The following is a 20,402-nucleotide window of genomic DNA, read 5'->3' as shown; positions in this document are numbered from 1 at the left end:
AAAAGACCCTCCGGAGCGTGCGTTCCGGAGGGTCTTTTTATGTTCGAGATCCGTATTCGTGCTCAGCGCACCAGGAAAACCGGAATCTTGCAAGCCCGCAGCACCGCTGTCGTGGTCGAGCCGATGACAAGCGTGCGGATGCGCGAATGCCCGTAGGCGCCCATCACCAGAAGGTCGGCGCCGGTCTCTGACGTCACTTCCTCGATGACCTTTTCCGCGTGGCCCGCGCGCATGACGAGCTTTGCCGTCACGCCGGCATCCCGCAGGCGCTTCAGCGCGGCCTCGGCCTTGCCGGCCATCGGGTCGCCTTCCTTGCACACGGTCAGGAGCGTCGCATCCGTTTCCTGCAGAATGTGGCTCGAGATCACGCGATCCACGGCCTTTTCGGCGCTGGGACCCCCGTCATAGGCGACCAGAACCTTGTGGATCGGCTTGAAGGCGCGGGCGGCAACGAAAACCGGCTGCTTCGCGGTTCGGACCGCGCGCTCCAGATTGGAGCCGAGGTGACCGGAGGCAAAGTCCGCCCCTTCGCCGCGCTTGCCGATGACGATGACGCGGGAATCCGCGCTGACATCCTCGATGGCTTCGACGAAATCGCCATTGCGCAGCCGGGTCTTCACATCGGTAACGCCCTCGGCCGCAAGTCGCTCGAGCGCGCCTTCAAGCAGCAGGCGGCCGCGTTTCTGCGCCACCTTGGCGTTTTGCGCATCGAGTTCGGCGAGTTCCTCCAGCAGCGCGGTGCGCGCGCCAAGGCCGATCGAGCCGGAAAGATCTGCCGGCGCGTGATGGCCCTTCTGGCGCTCCAGCACATGGACGAGTTCGACCGAAAGGCCGAGCTGTCCGGCAATCCAGGCGGCATGATCGCACACGCTCTCGGCGTAGTTCGAGCTGTCGATAAAGGCAGTCAGCTTATCCATGATTGATCTCCCTAGTGCCCCTCTTTCATGAATTCTTCGAGCGCGTCGGGCTTGTCGTGGACGGCAAGCCGGTCGACGATTGTTGCGCTTGCCTCATTGAGGCCGACGATCTCGACGTCGGCGCCCTCACGCCTGAATTTCATCACTACCATATCGAGCGCTCCGACACTTGATATATCCCAAATGTGGGCACGCGAGACGTCGATGACCACCTTCTCCAGCGCTTCGCGGAAGTCGAAGGCGGCGTTGAAATCCTCCACCGAGGCGAAGAACAACTGGCCCTCGACATGATAGGTCCGCTGCGTTCCGTCCTCGGAAAGCTCCGAACGGACGCCGAAGAGCTGGGCGATCTTCCAGGCGAAGAAGATACCGGAGAGAAGAACGCCGACGAGCACGCCGATGGCGAGGTTATGCGTTGCGACCACGACGGCAACCACCGAGACCATGACGACGGAGGAGGAGCGCGGATGATCCTTCAGGTTCTTGATCGAGGACCAGGAGAAGGTGCCGATCGAGACCATGATCATCACGGCGACAAGCGCCGGCATCGGGATCTGGCGCACCCACTGGTCGAGCACGACGACGAGGATCAGCAGGACGATACCGGCGATGAAGGTCGAGAGCCGGCCACGACCGCCGGATTTCACGTTGATCATCGACTGGCCGATCATGGCGCAGCCGGCCATGCCGCCGATGAAGCCGGTGAAGAAGTTGGCGATACCCTGGCCGGCGCATTCCTGGTTGCGGTTGGAGCGCGTATCGGTGAGGTCGTCGATGAGCTGCGCCGTCATCAGGCTTTCCAGGAGGCCAACGACGGCAACCGCCAGCGAATAGGGCAGGATGATCATCAGCGTTTCAAGCGTCAGCGGCACCATCGGCAGGTGGAAAACCGGGAAAGCGTCCGGCAGTTCGCCCATGTCGCCGACATTGCGCACGTCGAACTGGAAGATCATGGTCAACACGGTGATGACGATGATGGCGACGAGCGGGGAGGGTACCGCGTTGGTGACGCGCGGCAGGAGGTAGATGATGGCAAGGGCGCCGGCGACCAGAACATAGGTCATCCATGTCACATTGGTCAGTTCCGGTAGTTGCGCCATGAAGATCAGGATCGCCAGCGCATTGACGAAGCCGGTCATCACGGAGCGCGAGACGAAGCGCATCAGCGCGCCAAGCTTCAGCAGGCCGAAGACAACCTGGATGACGCCGGCGAGCACCGTTGCCGCCAGCAGATATTCCAGCCCGTGGCCGGCAACCAGCGGCGTCATCAACACGGCGGTTGCTGCGGTCGCGGCGGAAATCATGCCGGGCCTGCCGCCGACAAAGGCGATGATCACGGCGATCGAGAAGGAGGCGAACAGGCCGACCTTGGGGTCGACGCCGGCGATGATCGAAAAAGCGATGGCCTCGGGAATGAGCGCCATGGCAACCACAAGGCCGGAAAGCGTGTCGGCGCGCACATTGCCGAACCACTCCTGCCGGTACTGGGCGAGCGAAAAATGTCTGGTGTTCATCAATGGTCCCTGAAAATCTGTTTGCGGCCGGCAGGCAAAGGCTGGCCGGGAGGTAAAAAACAGTTTCAATGGTTGTCCGGCGGATCGGCGGCCGGAAGAGCCACCCGGAGTTTCACCGGGTCCGGGGTTCATTGACGACAGTCAATACGGATTTGGGCGTTGAAGGGCAAGGTTTGCAGCGCAAAATATGGCGGAAAGGGGGCGGTGATCTGCGCCTGGACGCAAATTTCCGGAAGGAAACTTGTCATCATACACCGCCGCAATCACAGGGTTTGCGCGATCGAGCTCCTGTCCAGAGCCTTCAGATAGGCATCGCACATCAAGTGCAACTGACCCTGCAGCTTCTCGGCATCACCGCTATCGAGGCCGCGTTCGAAGGCGTTGCGCACCGTCCCGAAGATGACCGTGACGAGGGTCAGGTTCACGCTGGCAAGGTCGGCGAAATCGGCATCGCAGGCACTCGCGAACATGGCCGTGGTCGCAGTATCGACCCGGCGGGCGAATGTCTCGATGAGCGCTGAGTTGTCGAGGTCGGCGACCGAGCGATAAAGCGCCCGCGTCACTTCCGGCCGTTCGGTCTTCGCCTGCCAGTAGGTGTCGATCAGGGTCTTGAGCATGTTCGGGGCAGTTTGCCCCGCCTGAGCGCTGCAGGTCGCCTCGATCCTCTTCGCCAGAGCCTCGAGATAGCGCTCGTTCAGGGCATAGATCAGCGCCTGCTTGTTCGGGAAATACTGATAGAGCGTGCCGACGGAAACGCCGGCGCGTTCGGCCACGCGTGTGGTCGTCAGGCTGTCGGCGCCCGCACGGGTCAAAAGCTGAATGGTCGCCTCGAAAATGGCATCGACTGTTGCTTCCGCACGCGCCTGACGCGGCATTTTTCGGGGTGTCAGAGAGAGGCGGGCGGGAGCAGGCAAATGCGAATCCAAAAACTGAACAATGCTTCATATATTAGGCCCGAAACGCATCGCATGAAAAGGATTTGATGAATGACTGATCAAAAAACGGTACTCGTCACCGGTGCCAACAAGGGCATCGGTCTGGAGATTGCCCGCAAACTCGCCGCTGCCGGCATGCAGGTGATCATCGGCGCGCGCGATGACGCCCGCGCCCGGAAGGCAGTTGACGCGCTTGGAGGCGAGGGGCTTTACGTCCAGCCGGTTCATATCTACATCAACGACGCCGAGACGATTGCCGCGGCGGCTGCCTGGATCGAGGAACGCCACGGCAGGCTGGACGTACTCGTCAACAATGCCGGTATCTTCGACTTTGCCGATGGTCCGCCGGACACTGCCGCAATCAGCGCCGTTCGCCGGGTCATGGAGACCAACTTTATCGGCACGCTGGCGGTGACGCAGGCCATGCTGCCCCTGCTGCGCAAGGCGGAGAATGGACGGATCGTCAATATCTCGAGTTCACTTGGCTCATTGACCCTCAATGGTGATCCGACGTCGCCCTACTACGCTTCGCAGTTCATCGGCTACAATTCCTCCAAGGCGGCATTAAACATGTTGACGGTGCAGCTTCGCGAAGCCTTGCGTGGAAGCGAGATCGTCGTCAACTCGGTCAGCCCCGGCTTCGTAAAGACGGATTTGACCGGTTTCGGCTCCATGACGCCGGAAGAAGGCGCGCGGCTTCCCGTCCGTTTTGCCCTTGAGGGGGAGGAAACTGGCGGCTTCTTCGAGCCGGATGGCGAGACGCCCTGGTGAGGCGACGGCGGCGGTGAAACCAAGGCGGTCGCCGCGCTGGCGACGGCGGCCAATCAGAGCCTTGCACCGGTTCGCTCGTTGATACAGCAAAGAAACCGGGGTGTGCGACATGGTTTCGAGTGCGATATGGAAAGGGCAGGTGCGGCTGTCGGCACGGTCTGCTATCATGGGGACCTAGGTGCCGCCTTTTCTGAGGATGAGCTTGACCGACTGGACGGCAGGCGGAACGGCCTTGTCCGCAAGACCGCTCCCTTTCAGGATGAGCCGGGAAAGATCGCGCGTGAGCGGAGTGGATCACGCCGGAACGTTTGGTCGAAATCGGATTTGCGGAACTGACCGCCGAAGGGCAAGTGCGCCACGGCGCCTGTCCCGCTCTCGGCAAGGACAAGGAGGCGCAAAGGGTGAAGTCAGAGAAAGGGACGCACCAGACAAGTTCTGTAGCAAAGAATGATGGCGGCGATGTGGTTGAAGGCATCACCATTACCCACCCGGATCGCGAACTCTATCCGGGAAGTGGTGTGACGAAAATCGACATAGCCAGTCACTACGGCTTGGTCGGTGACCGCATGACCGAAGTGTCCGGAGAACGCCCCGTCTCGCTTCTGCGCTGCCCCGCCGGCATTGAAGGCGAGTGCTTCTTCCAGAAACATGCGGGCAAGGGCTTTCCCGGTGAACTGACCCGCATCGACATCGAGGAGAAGAACGGCGAGATCGGAGAATATCTCTATGCAACGGGCCCGGAAGGTTATGTCGCTGCCGCCCAGATGGGCACGATCGAGTTTCACGGCTGGGCGGCGCGCGCCGACCGGCTGGAGCGGCCCGACCGGATGGTCTTCGATCTCGATCCCGACGAGACGCTCGGCTTTGCCGAAACGAAGCAGGCGGCTTTCGACCTGAAGTCCCTGCTCTTAGATATCGGCCTTGAGGCCTATGCGATGGTGACCGGCGGCAAGGGCATTCACGTTGTCGTGCCGCTTCGGCGCACGGTCAGCTGGGAGACGCTCAAATCCTTCGCCAAGACGCTCGCCCATCTGATGGCGGACAGGGAGCCGGATCGCTTTACCGCCACCATGTCGAAGGACAAGCGCAAGGGGAAGATCTTCATCGACTGGCTGCGCAACGAACGCGGCGCAACCGCGATCCTGCCCTATTCGGTGCGCGCCCGGCCCGGTGCCCCAATCGCCACCCCTGTCACCTGGGACGAACTGAAGAACCTGAACTCGGCCGCCGCCTTCGGCCTGGGACATATGGCCGACCGCCTGAAACACGACGACCCGGCGCTTGCGGTCAAGCCGCAAACGCTCGGCAGGACGGTGATCGACAGGCTCGAAAAACGGGTCGGATGAACGGCGCTTTGCCGGTGCTGACCGGACCGCTGAACGCTTCGCGCCAGAGGCGGTTCGTCGATTGCGGCTTGTGATCCGGCGCCTTTTTCACTAAACCACCCCCACTTTTCCGCTTTATGACGGTTTTATGAATGCTTTCCCGTATCTGGAATAATTATCTCGCTCCGCTGCTGGGCCGGCCCGCCCGCGTTCAGATCGCAGCCCTATGCCACCGCGAGGGGGCAGACGGCCCGGAAATCCTGCTGATCACGTCCCGAACGACGAAGCGCTGGATCATCCCGAAGGGCTGGCCGGTGGCCGGGACAGACGGCGCCGGCACGGCGTTGCAGGAGGCCTGGGAGGAGGCCGGGGTAAAACCCGCTGAAACCGACCATCTCCGGCTCGGGCGCTACCGCTACAAGAAGATCGTTGGCGGCCAATTGCCGGTGACGACCGATGTCTATGTCTACGCCGTCCGGGTCGAGACGCTGCTCGACAGCTTTCCGGAGATGGACGAGCGCAAACGCGCATGGATGACGTCTGACGACGCGGCGCGCGCCGTGCAGGAACCGGAGCTCAAGGCGATCCTGAAGGACTTCCCGAAACGTATCGACGAAGCGCGGCGCGGCTAGGCCGCGTGCGACAGGCCGCGACGGCCTCTTGACTGCAAGGACATTCACAGTGACCGAAGATGCCACGCCGCAATGGAAGACGCTCGACAAGGACCTGAACCGTCTGACGCGTCTGGAAGAAGCCACCATGTACACCGCCCGCCCGCTGGTGGGCGTCGGCGTCAGCCTCGTTTTCGTGACGCTGACCGTGGTGGCGGCGGCGATCTTTACCGGCGGCGAGCCGCAGAGCCTGGCGGTGATCGTGGCGGCCGCCTTCGGCGCCTATATGGCGCTCAATATCGGCGCCAATGACGTCGCCAACAATATGGGCCCGGCGGTCGGCGCCAAGGCGCTCTCGCTGTTGGGCGCGATCGCCATTGCCGCCGTGTGTGAGAGCGCCGGCGCGCTGCTTGCCGGCGGCGATGTCGTTTCCACCATCTCCAAGGGCATTATCGATCCGTCGGCGCTTGCCAGCACGGCCGTGTTCGTGCGGGCGATGATGGCGGCCCTGCTTGCGGCCTCCGTCTGGGTCAATGTCGCCACCTGGATCGGGGCGCCTGTTTCCACCACCCATTCCATGGTCGGCGGCGTCATGGGCGCCGGCATCATGGCGGCGGGACTTGCGACCGTGAACTGGCCGACCATGGGGGCGATCGCGGCAAGCTGGGTGATCTCGCCGCTTCTCGGCGGCGTCATCGCGGCGGCCATGCTCGCCTTCATCAAGTGGCGGGTGATCTATGTCGAGGACAAGATCGCCGCAGCGCGCGTCTGGGTGCCGGTGCTGATCGGTGTGATGAGCGCCGCCTTTGCCGCCTATCTGGCAATGAAGGGCCTGAAGAAGGTCATTTCCATCGATATCGGCACGGCGCTGCTGATCGGTCTTGTCGCCGGGATCGCCATGTGGCTCGTGTCCATGCCCTTCATCAGGCGTCAGTCGGAGGGGCTGGAAAACCGCAACCGCTCGCTGAAATCCCTGTTCCGCCTGCCGCTGGTGGTCTCGGCAGCGCTTCTGTCCTTTGCCCATGGCGCCAATGACGTCGCCAATGCCGTCGGCCCGCTGGCGGCGATCGCCTATGTGCAGAAGTCTTCCGCGGTCGCCGGCGAGGTCGCCATCCCGCTCTGGGTGATGATGATCGGCGCGCTCGGCATTTCCTTCGGCCTCGTGCTGTTCGGGCCGAAGCTGATCGGCATGGTCGGCAGCCAGATCACCAAGCTCAACCCGATGCGCGCCTATTGCGTCGCGCTGTCGGCCGCCGTGACGGTGATCGCCGCCTCATGGCTCGGCCTGCCGGTGAGCTCCACCCATATCGCCGTCGGCGGCGTCTTCGGCGTCGGCTTCTTCCGCGAATGGTACATGGAACGCCGCGCCCGGCGCGTCGAGATGGAGCGGCCGGTCGCCCGCCGCATTCCCGGCCAGGAGCGCGCGCGGCGCAAGCTCGTGCGGCGCTCGCATTTCATGACGATCATCGCCGCCTGGGTGATTACGGTTCCGGCGGCAGCGCTTCTGTCGGCCGGGTGTTTCTTGCTTCTGCGGGCGATCGGGTTTTGAGGGGGTTGCCGGGCGTTTTTTTGGAAACGCCCGGGCCATGTTCTCAGAACTTGAACGAGAACCTTGCCATTGCGGCGGAGTCAGCCACGCCGGAGCCGAACTGGCCGTCATAGGAGAGCGACAGGCTTGCGTCCTTCAGGCCGCTTTCCGCCAGGCTGTCCAGGTCGAACGCGACGCCGGCGCTGACGAGCGCCACATCCTCGCCGACCGGAACGCCCGCCACGGTAAACGGTGCGCCGCCAGCAAAGGCGTTGACCGAATTCGGGGAAAGCGTGCCATAGGCATGGCGCCAACCGAGCATGCCGGTCACCCGCGCCGCCTCGTCAAAGGCCACCGACCCACGCACGCCGAGCGTGGAATAGGTCATGTCCGTGGTGTCGGAAGCAATGGCAAGGGCTGCCGCGCCGCCGCTCTCGCTATAGGCATCGGTATGGACCGAGACATAGGCCAGGCCCGCAAACGGCTCGATCGTGGCCATGCCCAGATCGAATTCATAGCCGACCTCGCCGAAGACCTGGGCAACGCCGCCATTGGTGGAGCCTGTCAGATAATCGGAGAAGCCCGGGAAGGCCGCGGTGCGCTTGGTGTCGATGTCGGACCAGGCATAGGCCGCGCCGCCGGAGATGTTGAAGCCCTCGAACGACGTGCCGCCATAAATGCCGATCTGGTAGCTGGTGGCGTCGGCGGAAGAGGCGCGCTCATCGACATCATAGGTGGATGACTGGTAGCCGGCCATGACGCCGAGAACGCCGGCGTCGCCAAATCCCGCATCGCCGCCGATGATGAAGCCGCCGGTATTGCTGTCGAGCTTGGCGGCATTGCCGTCGCCGTCGATATGGCCCATGCCGCCGAAGGCCTGCATCCAGGCGCCGTAGGCAGGGGCGGAAAGGTCGTCGATGCAGCCATTGGCGTTCCGCTCGGCCGTCTGCGCCGCCGTCAGCGGCACGGAACCCGAGGGCTCTGAGCAGGCCGAGCCGGTGGCGGCCCGCACCCGGCCAAGGGCGGCATCGCGGATGAAGCGGCTGTCCTCGATCATGCCGGTCTTCAGGCTGGCATGGATCTCGCCGGAAACCGCATCGAAGGCCGCGGGGACATCCGTTGTGTTGAGGCCGAGGATCGCATCATAGACAGCGTTGCCGGCGCCGAGACTTTCGACGCCATAGGCTGCTGCCCGCTGGTTCGGCGTCTGGGCATAGCGATCGAAGGCGGAACCATTGCGGATCAGGCGCAGCAGCACCGAATTGGAGGTGTAATCGAGGAACGGATCGAGATAGGCAAGCGTCGTGGTCACGCCGTCAAACGTGCCGGAAACGCCGCCGTCCGCTGTCAGGATCGTGTATTCCGATTCCGCCGCATAAAGGCCGTCAAAGCCGATATGGGAGACATCGCCGCCGGAAAGCGTTGCGGTTCCCGTCGCCGCGATCAGGTCGGCGGACGTGCCGCCCGGTTCGGTCTCGACCTCATAGGTCGATCCGGGACCGAAGGAGACGTTTCCTGCGACATTGATCGTGCCGATCGAATTGCCGGGCGAGACCGTGCCGCCATTGCCGACGGAGGTGGAGCCGACCGTGCCGTTGCCGGTGAGGCGACCGGAGCCGGTGAGCGAGACCGTGCCGCCGACCGTGCCGTCGAGATGGAGCGTAAAGTCGGTGACGGTGCTGTCGCCGGTATAGCCCGACGAATTGCCCGTCAGCGTCACCAGACCGCCGCCGGTGAAGAGAATGTCGCCGGAACCGGAGATCGTGCCGGCATAGGTGCCGTCGAAGGCCTGGTCGAAGGTCATCGCGGCGCTTTCGGCGACATCGAGATTGCCGAAGAAGAGGTTGGTGTTGGAGACGAGCCCGCCTTCTTCCACCGACCAGTCGAGAGTGCTGCCGCCGGTCAGCCGCAGATTGCCCGCGCCGGACTTGACCATCGTTCCGCTGACGCCGTTATAGCCGCCGATCGTGCCGGCAAATGTGCCGTCTGCGTCCTGCGCGAACTCGACCACGCCCTGGGTGGCGATATCGCCGCGGATCGAACCGGTATTGCCGACAAGGCGACCGGCCATGACGCGGGTGCCGCCGGTATAGGTGTTGGCGCCCGTCAGAGTGAGGGTGCCGTCACCGGCCTTGATCAGCAGGCTCTTGGTGCCATCGACGATCGCTGAGGACACCGTGGTCAAAACGCCGTCATCGATGTTGAACGTGCCGCCGTCGCCGTTTACCGGCGAAAGCGCCAGCGCGCCGTCCTGGATGAGATAGCCGTCGGTCTTGAACTGCAGCGTGTCGAATTCCTGCGTGTCCTCGACGGTGACCGTGCCGGCCGCGGCCGTGAAAATGCCGACCTGGCTGCCCCAGATGTCGTTCTTGCCACCGTCAGACGTCGTCCAGTTGGTGTTTGCCGCGTTCCAGATGCCATCGCCGCCATCGACGGTCTTATCCGCCTTGAGATCGCCGCCATCCCAGAACTGCATGGTCTGCGGTTCGCCGCCGCCCGTGGTCACGGCAAGGTTGACCTCGCCGGCAACGTCCGTGTCGATGGCGCTTTCGGCATCGGCGACGCCGGAGACATCGAGCACATCAAACTCGCCGGAAAGCGCGCCGCCATATTCAAACAGATAATAATAGCCTGCCGCCGCAACCGTCGCATCCAGCGTGCCGCCAAGCTTCAAATCACCGCCAACCGAGATAAAGTCATTCGTTTCTCCTCCGGCAACATCTGCGGTGTTGAGCTGGAAGACGGTGGTCGAGCCGGTGTTGAGCGACAGGTTGCCGTCGATCGTCAGCGTGCCCGTGCTGTCGGCGGCGCCGGGGGACAGCGTGCCGGTGTCCAGGACATAGACCTTGCCGCCCAGCGTACCGCTGCCGGAAAGCGTGCCGGAACTGGTGACATAGACCTGCGAGCCGCTGTCGCCGAGCGTGCTGTCGACCTGCAGCGCGCCGCCGAAAACGCTCGTCTGGCCGGAGAAGGTCGAACCGTCGCCGGTCAGGATTGTCGTGCCGGCATAGTTGGCGATTTTCGGATTATCGGCACCATAATCTACCAGATCGGGAGCGAAGGTATAATCGTCACTGGTGTGGTTGAAGGCGAGCAGGGCCTGTTCGCCATCTTCCGCGAACTGCACGCTCGGGGCGTCGAGCGTTCCGGGCGCTGCGGCGGACTGCAGTTCACCGAAAATCGCCTGGCCCCCGCCGATGAAGAGCCAACCAACATCCCCCGAGCCCTCTGTGCCCTGGCTGAGCCACAGGTCGTTGGTTTTGAGCGTGCCGCCGTCTGCAAGCGTCACGACGCCGTTATCGTTGCCGTAGCCGATTCTGAACAGATCATTTCTGACGGTTGATCCCTCTCCGCTGACGCGCAGGTAGGCGCCATTTCCCGAGGCGACAGTGATCGATTCGGCAACAAGGACTTGGCCGCCGTCCAGAACATCAAGGTTCGCGAAGCCCTGGCTGCCGCCGACAAGAACGCCGCCCGCCGTCAGTTTCGAACCGCTGCCCGACACGGTCGCGTAGCCCGATCTGGCGCCGCCGACCGTCATCTGAAAGGGGACATCGACCTCTCCGCCCTCAAGCACGGAGAGTGTTGCGGTTCCTCGCTGGCCGACGACCAGATTGGTGTCGACCTTAAACGAAGAAGGCGTGGCCGGATCAGAATCGGAAGCGCCGGTGACGATCACGGTTCCCTTCGAGCCGGTCTCCTTGGCGATATAGGCTGTTTTGCTGGTAACGGCGCCGCCTGCGGCAATATAAAGCCTTCCATCACCCTTGGAGCCGACAGCAAGTTCGTCCTTAGATGCCCATTTCGAGCCTGCGCCACTAACTTCTACCACACCTACACCGGATGATTGCGCAGCGATGGTGGCTGGGTCGGTATTCGTAACGCTGCCGCCGGCCTTGACCGTGAGTGTTCCTTTTCCGTACACGCCCACTTGGATGTGATATTGGTTCGTCAGTTCCGCGTTTTCGCCATAGAGTTCTACCGTGCCTTCACCAATATCGGGGTCGCTTAAGGAACCGTAGCCGATATTGGTGAAAGAATTCTCCACCTTGCCGCCGGTCCTGATGGAGACCCGGCCCTTTCCGCTCAGGCCGACGGTGAGGCCATAAGTGTTGCTCCATTTCGAGCCGGCGCCTTCGACCGTCACCAGGCTGTTGCTGGTATCCTCATAGCTGACGATACCCTGCTGATTGCTGACGACGCTGCCTCCCGTTATTTGAAGAAGACCATTGCCGGACTCGCCAACAACGAGCTTGCCTTCACCGCTTGATCCGGGTCCGGTGAGCGTCCATTTCGAGCCGGTCCGCAGAGTGACCGTTCCATCAACGTCTTCGGCGCCCGCGATTGTGCCGTTCTGGCTGCTGATGCTGCCGCCATTCAAGATCAGCAGCGTGCCCTTTGCCGTTTGGCCGACTACGAAGCTATCGCTGCCGAAGTCACAAGTTCCGCTAAACTGGTTATCGGTAGTGTTGATCGGGTTTGGCGGGCAGGTGGGAGCAGGGATGGCCGCCGCCGGGCCGGCGCCGATGACGCCGGCGACGATGCCAGCGAAGGCGGCCTGGGCGAGGAGCAGGGAGCGCCGGCTGCGCAAAAGGCCACCGGCCTCGAAACGCGGCCCGCCTACTTCTTTCTTCCCGTCGATCGCAACAAATCTGATGTTCATTTTCTGCCCCCCAATGACCGATCCGTCAACGCCTTGGCCTGTTGTCCCCGGGCCGGGTTGACGGAAATGCTAACGCAACCATAGTTTGAGGTAACAGAAAGCCCGCGTGCATGACAACGCGCGGCTAACGTTTTATTCTTCGTTAACAGGTGAAATCTGAGGTGGGTGTCACCCGATTGCAACAACCCGTTTGATGCTACCCAAGAGCGCCCATGGTCTGGTCGGAAAACCTCTGGAAGGCTGCCGTCACTTGTGGGCTAGGGGCACGAATTTATTGGGTTTTTCATACGTCCCTCAACTATGGTAGACGGAATTTCCCAACCCGGTGCTTGCCTGAAATAGTGATGGCGGTCGCCGTTGCGGTCACATGCAGGCGTCAGCGCCCGAGAGCCGCCCCCACCAGCGCCTTGGCATCGTCGCTTGCCCATTCGGCCGGGCCGTTCATGGAGCCGAGCAGACAGCCGTTCTCGTCGATCAGGAGGGTGGAGGGCAGGCCGAAGGCGAGGCCGTCCTTTTTCAGCGTGTTGAACGCGCCCATCGTGCCGTCGCGATAGAAGGCCAGTGACGAGATGCCGATCTCGTCGAGAAATTTCTTCGGCTTTTCATCCGAGCCCGTATCGATGTTGACGGCGACGACCTCGAAATCATCGCCGCCCATCTCCGCCTCGAGTTCGTCAAGCGCCGGCATTTCCTCGCGGCAGGGCACGCACCAGGTTGCCCAGAGGTTCATCAGCACGGTCTTGCCCTTGAAGGCGGAGAGCGATGTCTCTCCGGCGTCGGAATTGAAGGCGAGGTTCTGCATCGGACGCGGCTTTTCCGCCGGAATGAAGGCCGCGACCTCGCCTTTTGACAGCGGTTTGAGCTTGGCTGCGGTCTCAACCGCCATTTCACACTGGCCTGCCGTCGCCAGTTCACCCGCGCCATTGCCAGTGAACGTATTTTTCACGTATACCGCCACAGCGCCGGCGATGAGCCCGGCAACAAGCGCGATAAGAACAAGTCTGGCGGAGATGGGGCTCTTGCGGCTCTTCTTCGTCATGTCACTCTCCAGATAGGCACGTCATGGCTTCCGACAACAGCACCTCGAACACAATGTGGGGCGGGCGTTTCGCCTCCGGCCCCGACGCGATCATGGAGGAGATAAATGCCTCCATCGATTTCGACAAGGCTCTCTACAACGAGGATATCGACGGATCGATCGCCCACGCCACCATGCTGGCCGAGAGAAATATCATTTCGGAAGAGGACAAGGCCTCAATTCTGGAGGGGCTGACAACAATTCGTCGTGAGATCGAGGAGGGTCGCTTCACCTTCTCGCGCCAGCTCGAAGATATTCACATGAATATCGAATCACGCCTGCGCGAACTGATCGGGGCTGCGGCCGGACGGCTTCACACCGCGCGTTCGCGCAACGACCAGGTGGCGCTTGATTTCCGCCTTTGGGTGAAGAAGGAACTGATCAAGACCGAAGCGGCGCTGACGCGCCTGATCGGCGTTTTCCTGACCCGCGCCGAAGAGCACGCCGATACGGTGATGCCGGGCTTCACCCATCTGCAGACCGCCCAGCCGGTCACCTTCGGCCATCACTGCATGGCCTATGTCGAGATGTTCGGCCGCGACCGCGCCCGCGTGCGCCACGCAATCGAGCATCTGGACGAGAGCCCCATCGGCGCCGCAGCACTTGCCGGCACGGGCTTTGCCATCGACCGGCACATGACGGCCGAAGCGCTCGGCTTTTCCGGCGGTCCGACGCGCAACTCGATCGACACGGTTTCCGACCGTGATTTCGCTTTGGAATTTCTGTCGGTCGCGTCGATCTGCGGTACGCATCTGTCGCGTCTTGCCGAGGAGATCGTGATCTGGTCGACGCCGCAGTTCAATTTCGTCCGGCTGTCGGATAGTTTCTCCACCGGTTCCTCCATCATGCCGCAGAAGAAGAACCCGGATGCCGCCGAACTGGTGCGCGCCAAGACCGGCCGCGTCAACGGCGCGCTGGTGGCGCTGCTGACGGTGATGAAGGGCCTGCCGCTCGCCTATTCCAAGGACATGCAGGAAGACAAGGAACAGGTCTTCGACGCCGCGAAAAGCCTTGATCTGGCGATTGCCGCCATGACCGGGATGATCGGCGACCTGACCGTCAACACGGCCTCGATGAAGGCTGCCGCAGGCTCCGGCTTCTCCACCGCGACCGACCTCGCCGACTGGCTCGTGCGCGAGGCGGGGCTTCCCTTCCGCGACGCTCACCACGCGACCGGCCATGCGGTGGCGCTCGCCGAGAAGAAGGGCTGCGACCTTGCCGAGCTGTCTCTCGAAGAACTTCAGGCCACCAATCCGGCGATCACCGCCGGCATTTTTGACGTGCTGACGGTCGAAGCCTCGGTGGCGAGCCGCAAGAGCTTCGGTGGCACGGCGCCGGACGAGGTGAGAAAGCAGATTGCCTGGTGGCGCGAGCGCGTTTGAATTCGCGCGTTTGAGGGTGCACAAGCCTCGCCTGATCGGCTATCAGGAGAGGCATCGGGTTTGTTCAGGCTTGCGGTGGAAAGTGCCATGAGAAAAGACAGGATCGCCGTTGCGGCATTATTGGCGAGCGCACTGGTGCTGACCGCCTGCGGGCGGCGTGGCCCGCTGGAAGTGCCGCCGGCAACGCCGAAACAGGCCGAGCGCGAGGCGAAAAACGCCAATACGCCTGCCATCCGCATCGCGCCGAACGACAAACCGATCGTCCTCGACGGTTCCGGCGACAATGTCATCAATGCCGGGCCGGACGCCGCAGTCGACGGCGAGCCCTTCATTCTCGATTCCCTTCTCAACTAGGCCAGGTCTTTCCTCGTGAACCATTTCGAATATCGCGACGGCGTGCTCTTTGCCGAGGGTGTTTCCATTCCGGCAATCGCCGAGGCTGTCGGCACGCCCTTCTACTGCTATTCCACGGCCACGTTCACGCGCCACTACAAGGTCTTCGCCGAAGCCTTTGCCGGTTCGGACGCGCTGGTCTGCTATGCCGTGAAGGCCAATTCCAACCAGGCGATCCTGAGGCTTCTGGCCAGTCTCGGCGCGGGTATGGACGTGGTCTCCGAGGGCGAATTGCGCCGCGCGCTGGCCGCCGGCGTCGCTCCGGAAAAGATCGTGTTTTCCGGCGTCGGCAAGACGGTGCGGGAAATCGATTTCGCGCTGGAAACCGGCATCTACTGCTTCAATGTCGAATCCGAGCCGGAGCTTGAGGTTTTGAGCGCGCGCGCCGTGGCCAAGGGTCTCGAAGCCCCGGTTTCCTTCCGCATCAATCCGGATGTGGATGCGAAGACCCATGCCAAGATTTCGACCGGCAAGAAGGAAAACAAGTTCGGCATCGCCTTTTCGCGCGCCGAGGCCGTTTATGCCCGCGCGGCGGAACTGCCCGGTATTCGCGTGACCGGGATCGACATGCATATCGGCAGCCAGATCACCGAGCTCTCACCCTTCCGCGATGCCTTCCGGCTGATGAAGACGCTGGTTTCGGATCTGCGGGCAAAGGGCCATGCGATTGATCACGTCGATGTCGGCGGCGGGCTCGGCATTCCCTATCAGTTCGACAACAATCCGCCGCCGGAGCCCACGGCCTATGCCGCCGTCATCCGCGAGGAACTGGCGGGGCTTGATTGCCGGATCGTTGCCGAGCCCGGCCGGATGATTGCCGGGAATGCCGGCATTTTCGTTACCGAAGTGATCTATGTGAAGGATGCGGAAGCGAGGAGCTTCGTCATCGTTGACGGTGCGATGAACGACCTGATCCGCCCGACGCTTTACGACGCCTACCACGCCATCCGTCCCGTGGTGCTGAACCCGAAGGCGGATCGACTGACGGCCGATGTCGTCGGCCCGGTCTGCGAGACGGGCGACTATCTGGCGCTTTCGCGCGAGATGGGACGGCCCGAGCCGGGCGATCTTCTGGCGGTCTCGACGGCAGGCGCCTATGGCGCGGTGCAGGCCGGCACCTACAATACCCGCCTTCTGGTGCCGGAAGTGCTGGTTGATGGCGACCGCTACCATGTCATCCGCCCGCGCGGCTCCTATGAAGAGCTGATCGGGCTTGATTCCGTGCCGGACTGGATGTGACCCTGCTCGCAAAGTCTTGAAGACGGATTTCTCCAAATTCGTCTTCGTCTCCTCGCTATCGTCATAAACCGTGCTATGGTTTTCGTATCGCTCACGCCGCCGCCGAAAGGCGCGACAAACGGGACCCATGACCGCGCGACAGCAAGACACCGGCACGCAAGACCCGGACCAGGGCAGACAAGGCAGGGCGCTGATGCGGCGCATTGCCCGCGGTCGCGCCTTTGCCCGCTTCAACCTTGTCGTTGAACGCCTGGCTCCGGGCCTCGTCTGGCCCGCCTGTGCGCTTGCGCTCTACCTTTCCTTTTCCTGGCTCGGCCTGTTTCACGCCGTGCCGTTTGCCCTGAGGGTCGTTCTCCTTCTGCTGCTTGTCGGCGGCTTTTTTGCCGGTTTCTGGCCGCTGCGGCGTTTCAAAATGCCATCCCGGGCAGATGCCGAGCGGCGTCTGGAGCGCGAGAACGCGCTTGCTCACCAGGCCATTTCCGTTGCCGGAGACAGGCCGGCGCGCGAGACGCCGGAGGCGCTTGCCCTGTGGCATGCCCACCAGCGCCGCATGGCCGAGAAACTCGGCAGTATCGACAGCGGCCATGCCCGGCCGGACCTCGCAGCCATCGATCCGTACGGCCTGCGCGCCGTTCCCGCGCTCTTGCTGTTCGTCGCCTTCTTCTATGCCGGGGCGACAGGCTCTGGCCGGCTTGCCGATGCCTTCCTGCCGCCGGCGGAAGAAAGCGAGACGGCGCTGGCGCTCCGGTTTGATGCCTGGATCTCGCCGCCGCCTTATACCCGCAAGGCGCCGGTCTATCTTCAGGCCGACGGCGTCGATCAGGTCGAGAACATTCCCGAAGGCTCGGTGCTGACCGTGCGCCTTTCCGGCGAGGGGGCCGATGCTCCGATCTCCTTCCAGCCGGATAACGCAGACGCACCGCAGACCCCGAACGAGGCCGAAGAGGGCGCGATGATGCGCGGCGCAAGTTTTACGCTGTCATCAAGCGGTCTGCTGGAAGCGGCCGGGCGGCAATGGATGATCGGAGTTGTGCCGGACGAAATGCCGGTTATCGCCTTCAAGGGCAGGCCGAAGGCCGCCGCAAACGGCGCTCTGGAACTCGAATACACCGTGTCCGACGATTACGGCGTGACGGCGGCCCGCGCCAGGATCATTCCGGCGGGCGATATCGATGAGCACGCCGAGCCGCTTTATGCTGCGCCGGAGTTTCCGCTCAACATGCCGTCGCGCTCAAGCGAGGATCATTCGGCCTTCACCAGCCGCAATCTCACCGAACATCCGCTTTCGGGCAAACCGGTCGCGATCACGCTGATTGCCGAAGACGCCGCAGGCCATGTGGCTCGCAGCGAACCGCTGGAAATGGTGCTTCCGGCGCGCAACTTCTACAATCTGCTGGCAGGCTCCGTCGCCGAGCAGCGGCAGATCTTCGCGCTCGACGTGCGCGCCATGCCGGAAGCTCTGCAATACAGCGCCGCGATCACGCTTCGCCCCGAAGAAACCATCCCCGATATCACGCAGTATCTGCTCATCAAGTCGGCACAGACGCGCATGTTGCTGGCTCACGACGAGGAGAGCTATCTCGATACGGCAGACTATCTCTGGGAGATCGCGACCGGGATCGAGGACGGCGCATTGTCGGATGCCGAACGCCGCTTGCGGGAGGCGCAGGACGCGCTGAGCGAGGCGCTGCGCGACGGCGCCTCCGATGCCGAGATCGCCCGGCTGATGGAGGAATTGCGCCAGGCGATGCAGGAATATCTTTCCGAAATGGCAGAACGCATGCAGCCCTCCGACATGCAGCAGGGCGCGCAGCAGGCGCTGCGCCAGCGCGATCTCGACAACCTCCTGAACCAGCTCGAAAACCTCGCCCGCTCCGGCGATCGCGCTGCCGCTCAACAATTGTTGTCCGAACTGCAGCGGATGATGAACAATATCCAACCGCCGTCTTCCATGGCCCAGCAGGGCGGGCAGCAGAATTCGGAGATGCGCGAACAGATCGACAAGCTCGGCGAGTTGATCCAGGAACAGCAGCGGTTGATGAACGAGACCTTCGAACTCGACCAGCAACTGCGCGATCGCGAGCAGTGGGGCGACCCGCCGCCGCGTCAGGACGGCGAACAGCAGGGTGAGAATGGTGGCGAGCGTCCCCCGCAGGAGATGACGGCGGAGGAACTGCGCGAGGCGCTGCGCCAGCTTCGCGACCGCCAGCAGGCGCTTTCCGAACAGCTCGGCGAGATGCAGCAGAAGCTGTCCGAGCTCGGCATGCCGCCCGCCGAGGGCTTCGACCAGGCCGGCGAGGCGATGGACGGCGCCGCCGAATCTCTGGGTGAAGGCGAAGGGCAAGGCGCGCTGGAAGGGCAGGGCAATGCGCTGGAAGCCCTGCGTCAGGGCGCCCAGCAGATGATGAATTCGATGATGGCGCAAGGCCAGGGACAAGGTCAGCAAGGCCAGCAGGGACCGAACGGCCAGACCGGCTGGGGCTCGCAGGCAGGCCGCGATCCGCTCGGCCGCAACCAGGGCACGGACGGGCTCGATTTCGGCGATGACGTTCAGGTGCCGGACGAGTTCACCGTCGAGCGCGCCCGCGAGATCCTCGACGCCATTCGCGAACGCCTCAACGAGGACGCGCCACTGCCGTCAGAACCGCCCTATCTGGAGCGGTTGCTGGAACCGGAGACGGGGAACTGAGATTATTTTCTGGCACCAATGACCGCTGCTCCGCAGTCCCGGTACGCTTGGCTCGATAGTATTGGTGAAAACCTAAGCCGCCAGCGCGCGGGCGACCGCCTTGCGGATATCCGGCAGGGCGAAGGGCTTCGGCACCACGTCGACGATCTTTTCCATCAGGTCGTCGGCGCGTTCGCGCTGTTCGGCAAAGCCGGTCATCAGCAGGATCTTCATGCCCGGATGGGTGCTGGCAGCCTGATGGGCAAGGGCGATGCCGTCCATGATCGGCATGCGGACATCGGAGAGAAGCAGGTCGTAATTGCTCTCCGACAGGAGCTCGAGGCCTTCCGCGCCATCACAGGCCTCGACCGTCTCATGGCCGTCGAGCCTCAAGGCGCGTGCAACGAATGCCCTCAGAGATGCCTCGTCTTCCGTGATCAAAATCCTCGCCATGGCGCTGTCCAGTTCTTTCTGTCTTGTCAAAACCCTTGAGGCTGACCCGTTGTTCCGGGCCTTGTTGCCCTAGAGATCACCAGAACTTTCCTAGCGAGAGGTAAACATCGAAAAATGGCAATTTATGTAGTTAACAAGCTCTGTTACCGCGATTTAACCTTGGTTAAGCATCACCGGTAATCACGCCCACAAAGGGAAGCTCGCGAAAGGCGTAGGCGACATCCATGCCGTAACCGACGACGAAGCGGTCCGGGCAATGGAACCCGGCATAATCGGCCTCCAGAACCTCTTCGCGCTTATTCTGCTTGTCGAGGAGGACGGCGATCGAGACATTGGATGCGCCGCGCTCCAGCATCAGGTTGCGGGCAAAGCGCAGGGTCCGGCCGGATTCGAGAATATCGTCGACGAGCAGCACGTCGCGGCCTTCCACGACGCTGTCGATATCCTTGACCAGGCGTACGCCGCGGCTGATGGTACCTGTGCCGTAGCTCGAAAGCGTCATGAACTCGACTTCCGGTGCCAGTCCCACCTTATGGAGCGCGCGGATCAGGTCTGCGGCAAAGACGAACGAGCCCTTCAGGATGGCGATGACGAGAAGATCGTCGGAGGGGCCGCTGGCGATCTCGTTTGCGAGTTCCTCATTGCGTTTCGCGATGTCCTCGGTAGAAAACAGGACCTCGATCGTCTTTCCGCGAACGACGTGCATGGCGCGCTCCTCTTGCCTGCGGTGCGCCGTGGCGCCGCTTTCATTGCCTATCGGGAAGTTCGGTTTTAGTGGCTTTGCAACCGGGCGGCAATCAAAACACCGGCAACGGGCGTGGGCATCCGCCGATTCGCCGTGGATAATGCCACAATCCTGCCGCTCTTGCGCTTCGTTCACCTCCTGTTATGCATAATCGGCGATGATGGCGCTGATCGGAAAGAT

The 20,402-nt window shown here is 62.7% G+C and carries 15 protein-coding genes and 1 other annotated feature; of the genes, 8 read left to right on the top strand and 7 right to left on the bottom strand.

What is annotated here, in order from left to right; genetic code table 11:
- Positions 1-62: 62 nt before the first annotated feature.
- The 3 genes from GGR30_RS22080 to GGR30_RS22070 form a co-directional block, all read right to left on the bottom strand.
- Positions 63-917, bottom strand: coding sequence for a universal stress protein (locus tag GGR30_RS22080; RefSeq protein ID WP_183491243.1), 855 nt, complete (start codon positions 915-917; stop codon positions 63-65).
- 11 nt (positions 918-928) lie between these two features.
- The gene (locus tag GGR30_RS22075; protein ID WP_183491241.1) at positions 929-2,431 is read right to left on the bottom strand and encodes a SulP family inorganic anion transporter; all 1,503 of its coding nucleotides are present in this window, start codon (positions 2,429-2,431) and stop codon (positions 929-931) included.
- A 70-nt stretch (positions 2,432-2,501) separates the two neighbouring features.
- Positions 2,502-2,557, bottom strand: a sequence feature (sul1 is cis-regulatory element that is thought to sense ions involved in sulfur or methionine metabolism; They are found in Alphaproteobacteria).
- A 137-nt stretch (positions 2,558-2,694) separates the two neighbouring features.
- Entirely contained in the window at positions 2,695-3,306 is a 612-nt protein-coding gene (locus tag GGR30_RS22070; RefSeq protein WP_183491239.1) for a TetR/AcrR family transcriptional regulator, read from the bottom strand.
- A gap of 111 nt (positions 3,307-3,417) precedes the next feature.
- Here GGR30_RS22070 and GGR30_RS22065 point away from each other — a divergent pair, with 111 nt between their 5' ends.
- The 4 genes from GGR30_RS22065 (at position 3,418) to GGR30_RS22050 (ending at position 7,622) form a co-directional block, all read left to right on the top strand.
- Complete coding sequence (locus tag GGR30_RS22065; RefSeq protein WP_183491237.1) at positions 3,418-4,137, top strand: SDR family oxidoreductase; 720 nt, start codon at positions 3,418-3,420, stop codon at positions 4,135-4,137.
- 401 nt (positions 4,138-4,538) lie between these two features.
- Positions 4,539-5,483, top strand: a complete 945-nt coding sequence (gene ligD / locus GGR30_RS22060) for a non-homologous end-joining DNA ligase (RefSeq protein ID WP_183491235.1) — start codon at positions 4,539-4,541, stop codon at positions 5,481-5,483.
- Between the two features lie 131 nt (positions 5,484-5,614).
- Entirely contained in the window at positions 5,615-6,094 is a 480-nt protein-coding gene (locus tag GGR30_RS22055; protein ID WP_183491233.1) for an NUDIX hydrolase, read from the top strand.
- A gap of 49 nt (positions 6,095-6,143) precedes the next feature.
- Positions 6,144-7,622 carry an inorganic phosphate transporter gene (locus tag GGR30_RS22050; protein WP_183491231.1) on the top strand — a complete coding sequence of 493 codons (1,479 nt, stop codon included), beginning with the start codon at positions 6,144-6,146 and terminating at the stop codon, positions 7,620-7,622.
- A gap of 43 nt (positions 7,623-7,665) precedes the next feature.
- Here the strand turns inward: GGR30_RS22050 and GGR30_RS22045 are convergent, their stop codons facing one another.
- The gene (locus GGR30_RS22045) at positions 7,666-12,264 is read right to left on the bottom strand and encodes an autotransporter domain-containing protein (protein WP_183491229.1); all 4,599 of its coding nucleotides are present in this window, start codon (positions 12,262-12,264) and stop codon (positions 7,666-7,668) included.
- A 376-nt stretch (positions 12,265-12,640) separates the two neighbouring features.
- Positions 12,641-13,303: a thiol:disulfide interchange protein TlpA gene (gene tlpA / locus GGR30_RS22040; protein WP_183491227.1), complete on the bottom strand. Its 663-nt coding sequence runs from the start codon at positions 13,301-13,303 to the stop codon at positions 12,641-12,643.
- Positions 13,304-13,326: 23 nt separating this feature from the next.
- Between tlpA and argH the strand changes: the two genes are divergently transcribed.
- The 4 genes from argH (at position 13,327) to GGR30_RS22020 (ending at position 19,045) form a co-directional block, all read left to right on the top strand.
- Entirely contained in the window at positions 13,327-14,724 is a 1,398-nt protein-coding gene (gene argH, locus GGR30_RS22035) for an argininosuccinate lyase (protein WP_183491226.1), read from the top strand.
- Between the two features lie 87 nt (positions 14,725-14,811).
- Positions 14,812-15,078 carry an LPS translocon maturation chaperone LptM gene (gene lptM, locus GGR30_RS22030; protein WP_183491224.1) on the top strand — a complete coding sequence of 89 codons (267 nt, stop codon included), beginning with the start codon at positions 14,812-14,814 and terminating at the stop codon, positions 15,076-15,078.
- Between the two features lie 15 nt (positions 15,079-15,093).
- Positions 15,094-16,356: a diaminopimelate decarboxylase gene (lysA, locus tag GGR30_RS22025; RefSeq protein WP_183491222.1), complete on the top strand. Its 1,263-nt coding sequence runs from the start codon at positions 15,094-15,096 to the stop codon at positions 16,354-16,356.
- 127 nt (positions 16,357-16,483) lie between these two features.
- Positions 16,484-19,045, top strand: a complete 2,562-nt coding sequence (locus tag GGR30_RS22020; protein ID WP_183491220.1) for a TIGR02302 family protein — start codon at positions 16,484-16,486, stop codon at positions 19,043-19,045.
- A gap of 72 nt (positions 19,046-19,117) precedes the next feature.
- On the opposite strand, the gene GGR30_RS22015 is transcribed toward GGR30_RS22020, so the two are convergent.
- The gene (locus GGR30_RS22015; RefSeq protein ID WP_138749918.1) at positions 19,118-19,477 is read right to left on the bottom strand and encodes a response regulator; all 360 of its coding nucleotides are present in this window, start codon (positions 19,475-19,477) and stop codon (positions 19,118-19,120) included.
- A 163-nt stretch (positions 19,478-19,640) separates the two neighbouring features.
- Complete coding sequence (gene hpt / locus GGR30_RS22010; RefSeq protein ID WP_183491218.1) at positions 19,641-20,183, bottom strand: hypoxanthine phosphoribosyltransferase; 543 nt, start codon at positions 20,181-20,183, stop codon at positions 19,641-19,643.
- Positions 20,184-20,402 lie beyond the last annotated feature (219 nt).

It is taken from the genome of Martelella radicis, assembly GCF_014196625.1.
GTDB classification, from domain to species: domain Bacteria; phylum Pseudomonadota; class Alphaproteobacteria; order Rhizobiales; family Rhizobiaceae; genus Martelella; species Martelella radicis.
Note: the sequence above shows the minus strand (reverse complement) of the source record. Positions and strands in the feature narration are given on the sequence as shown.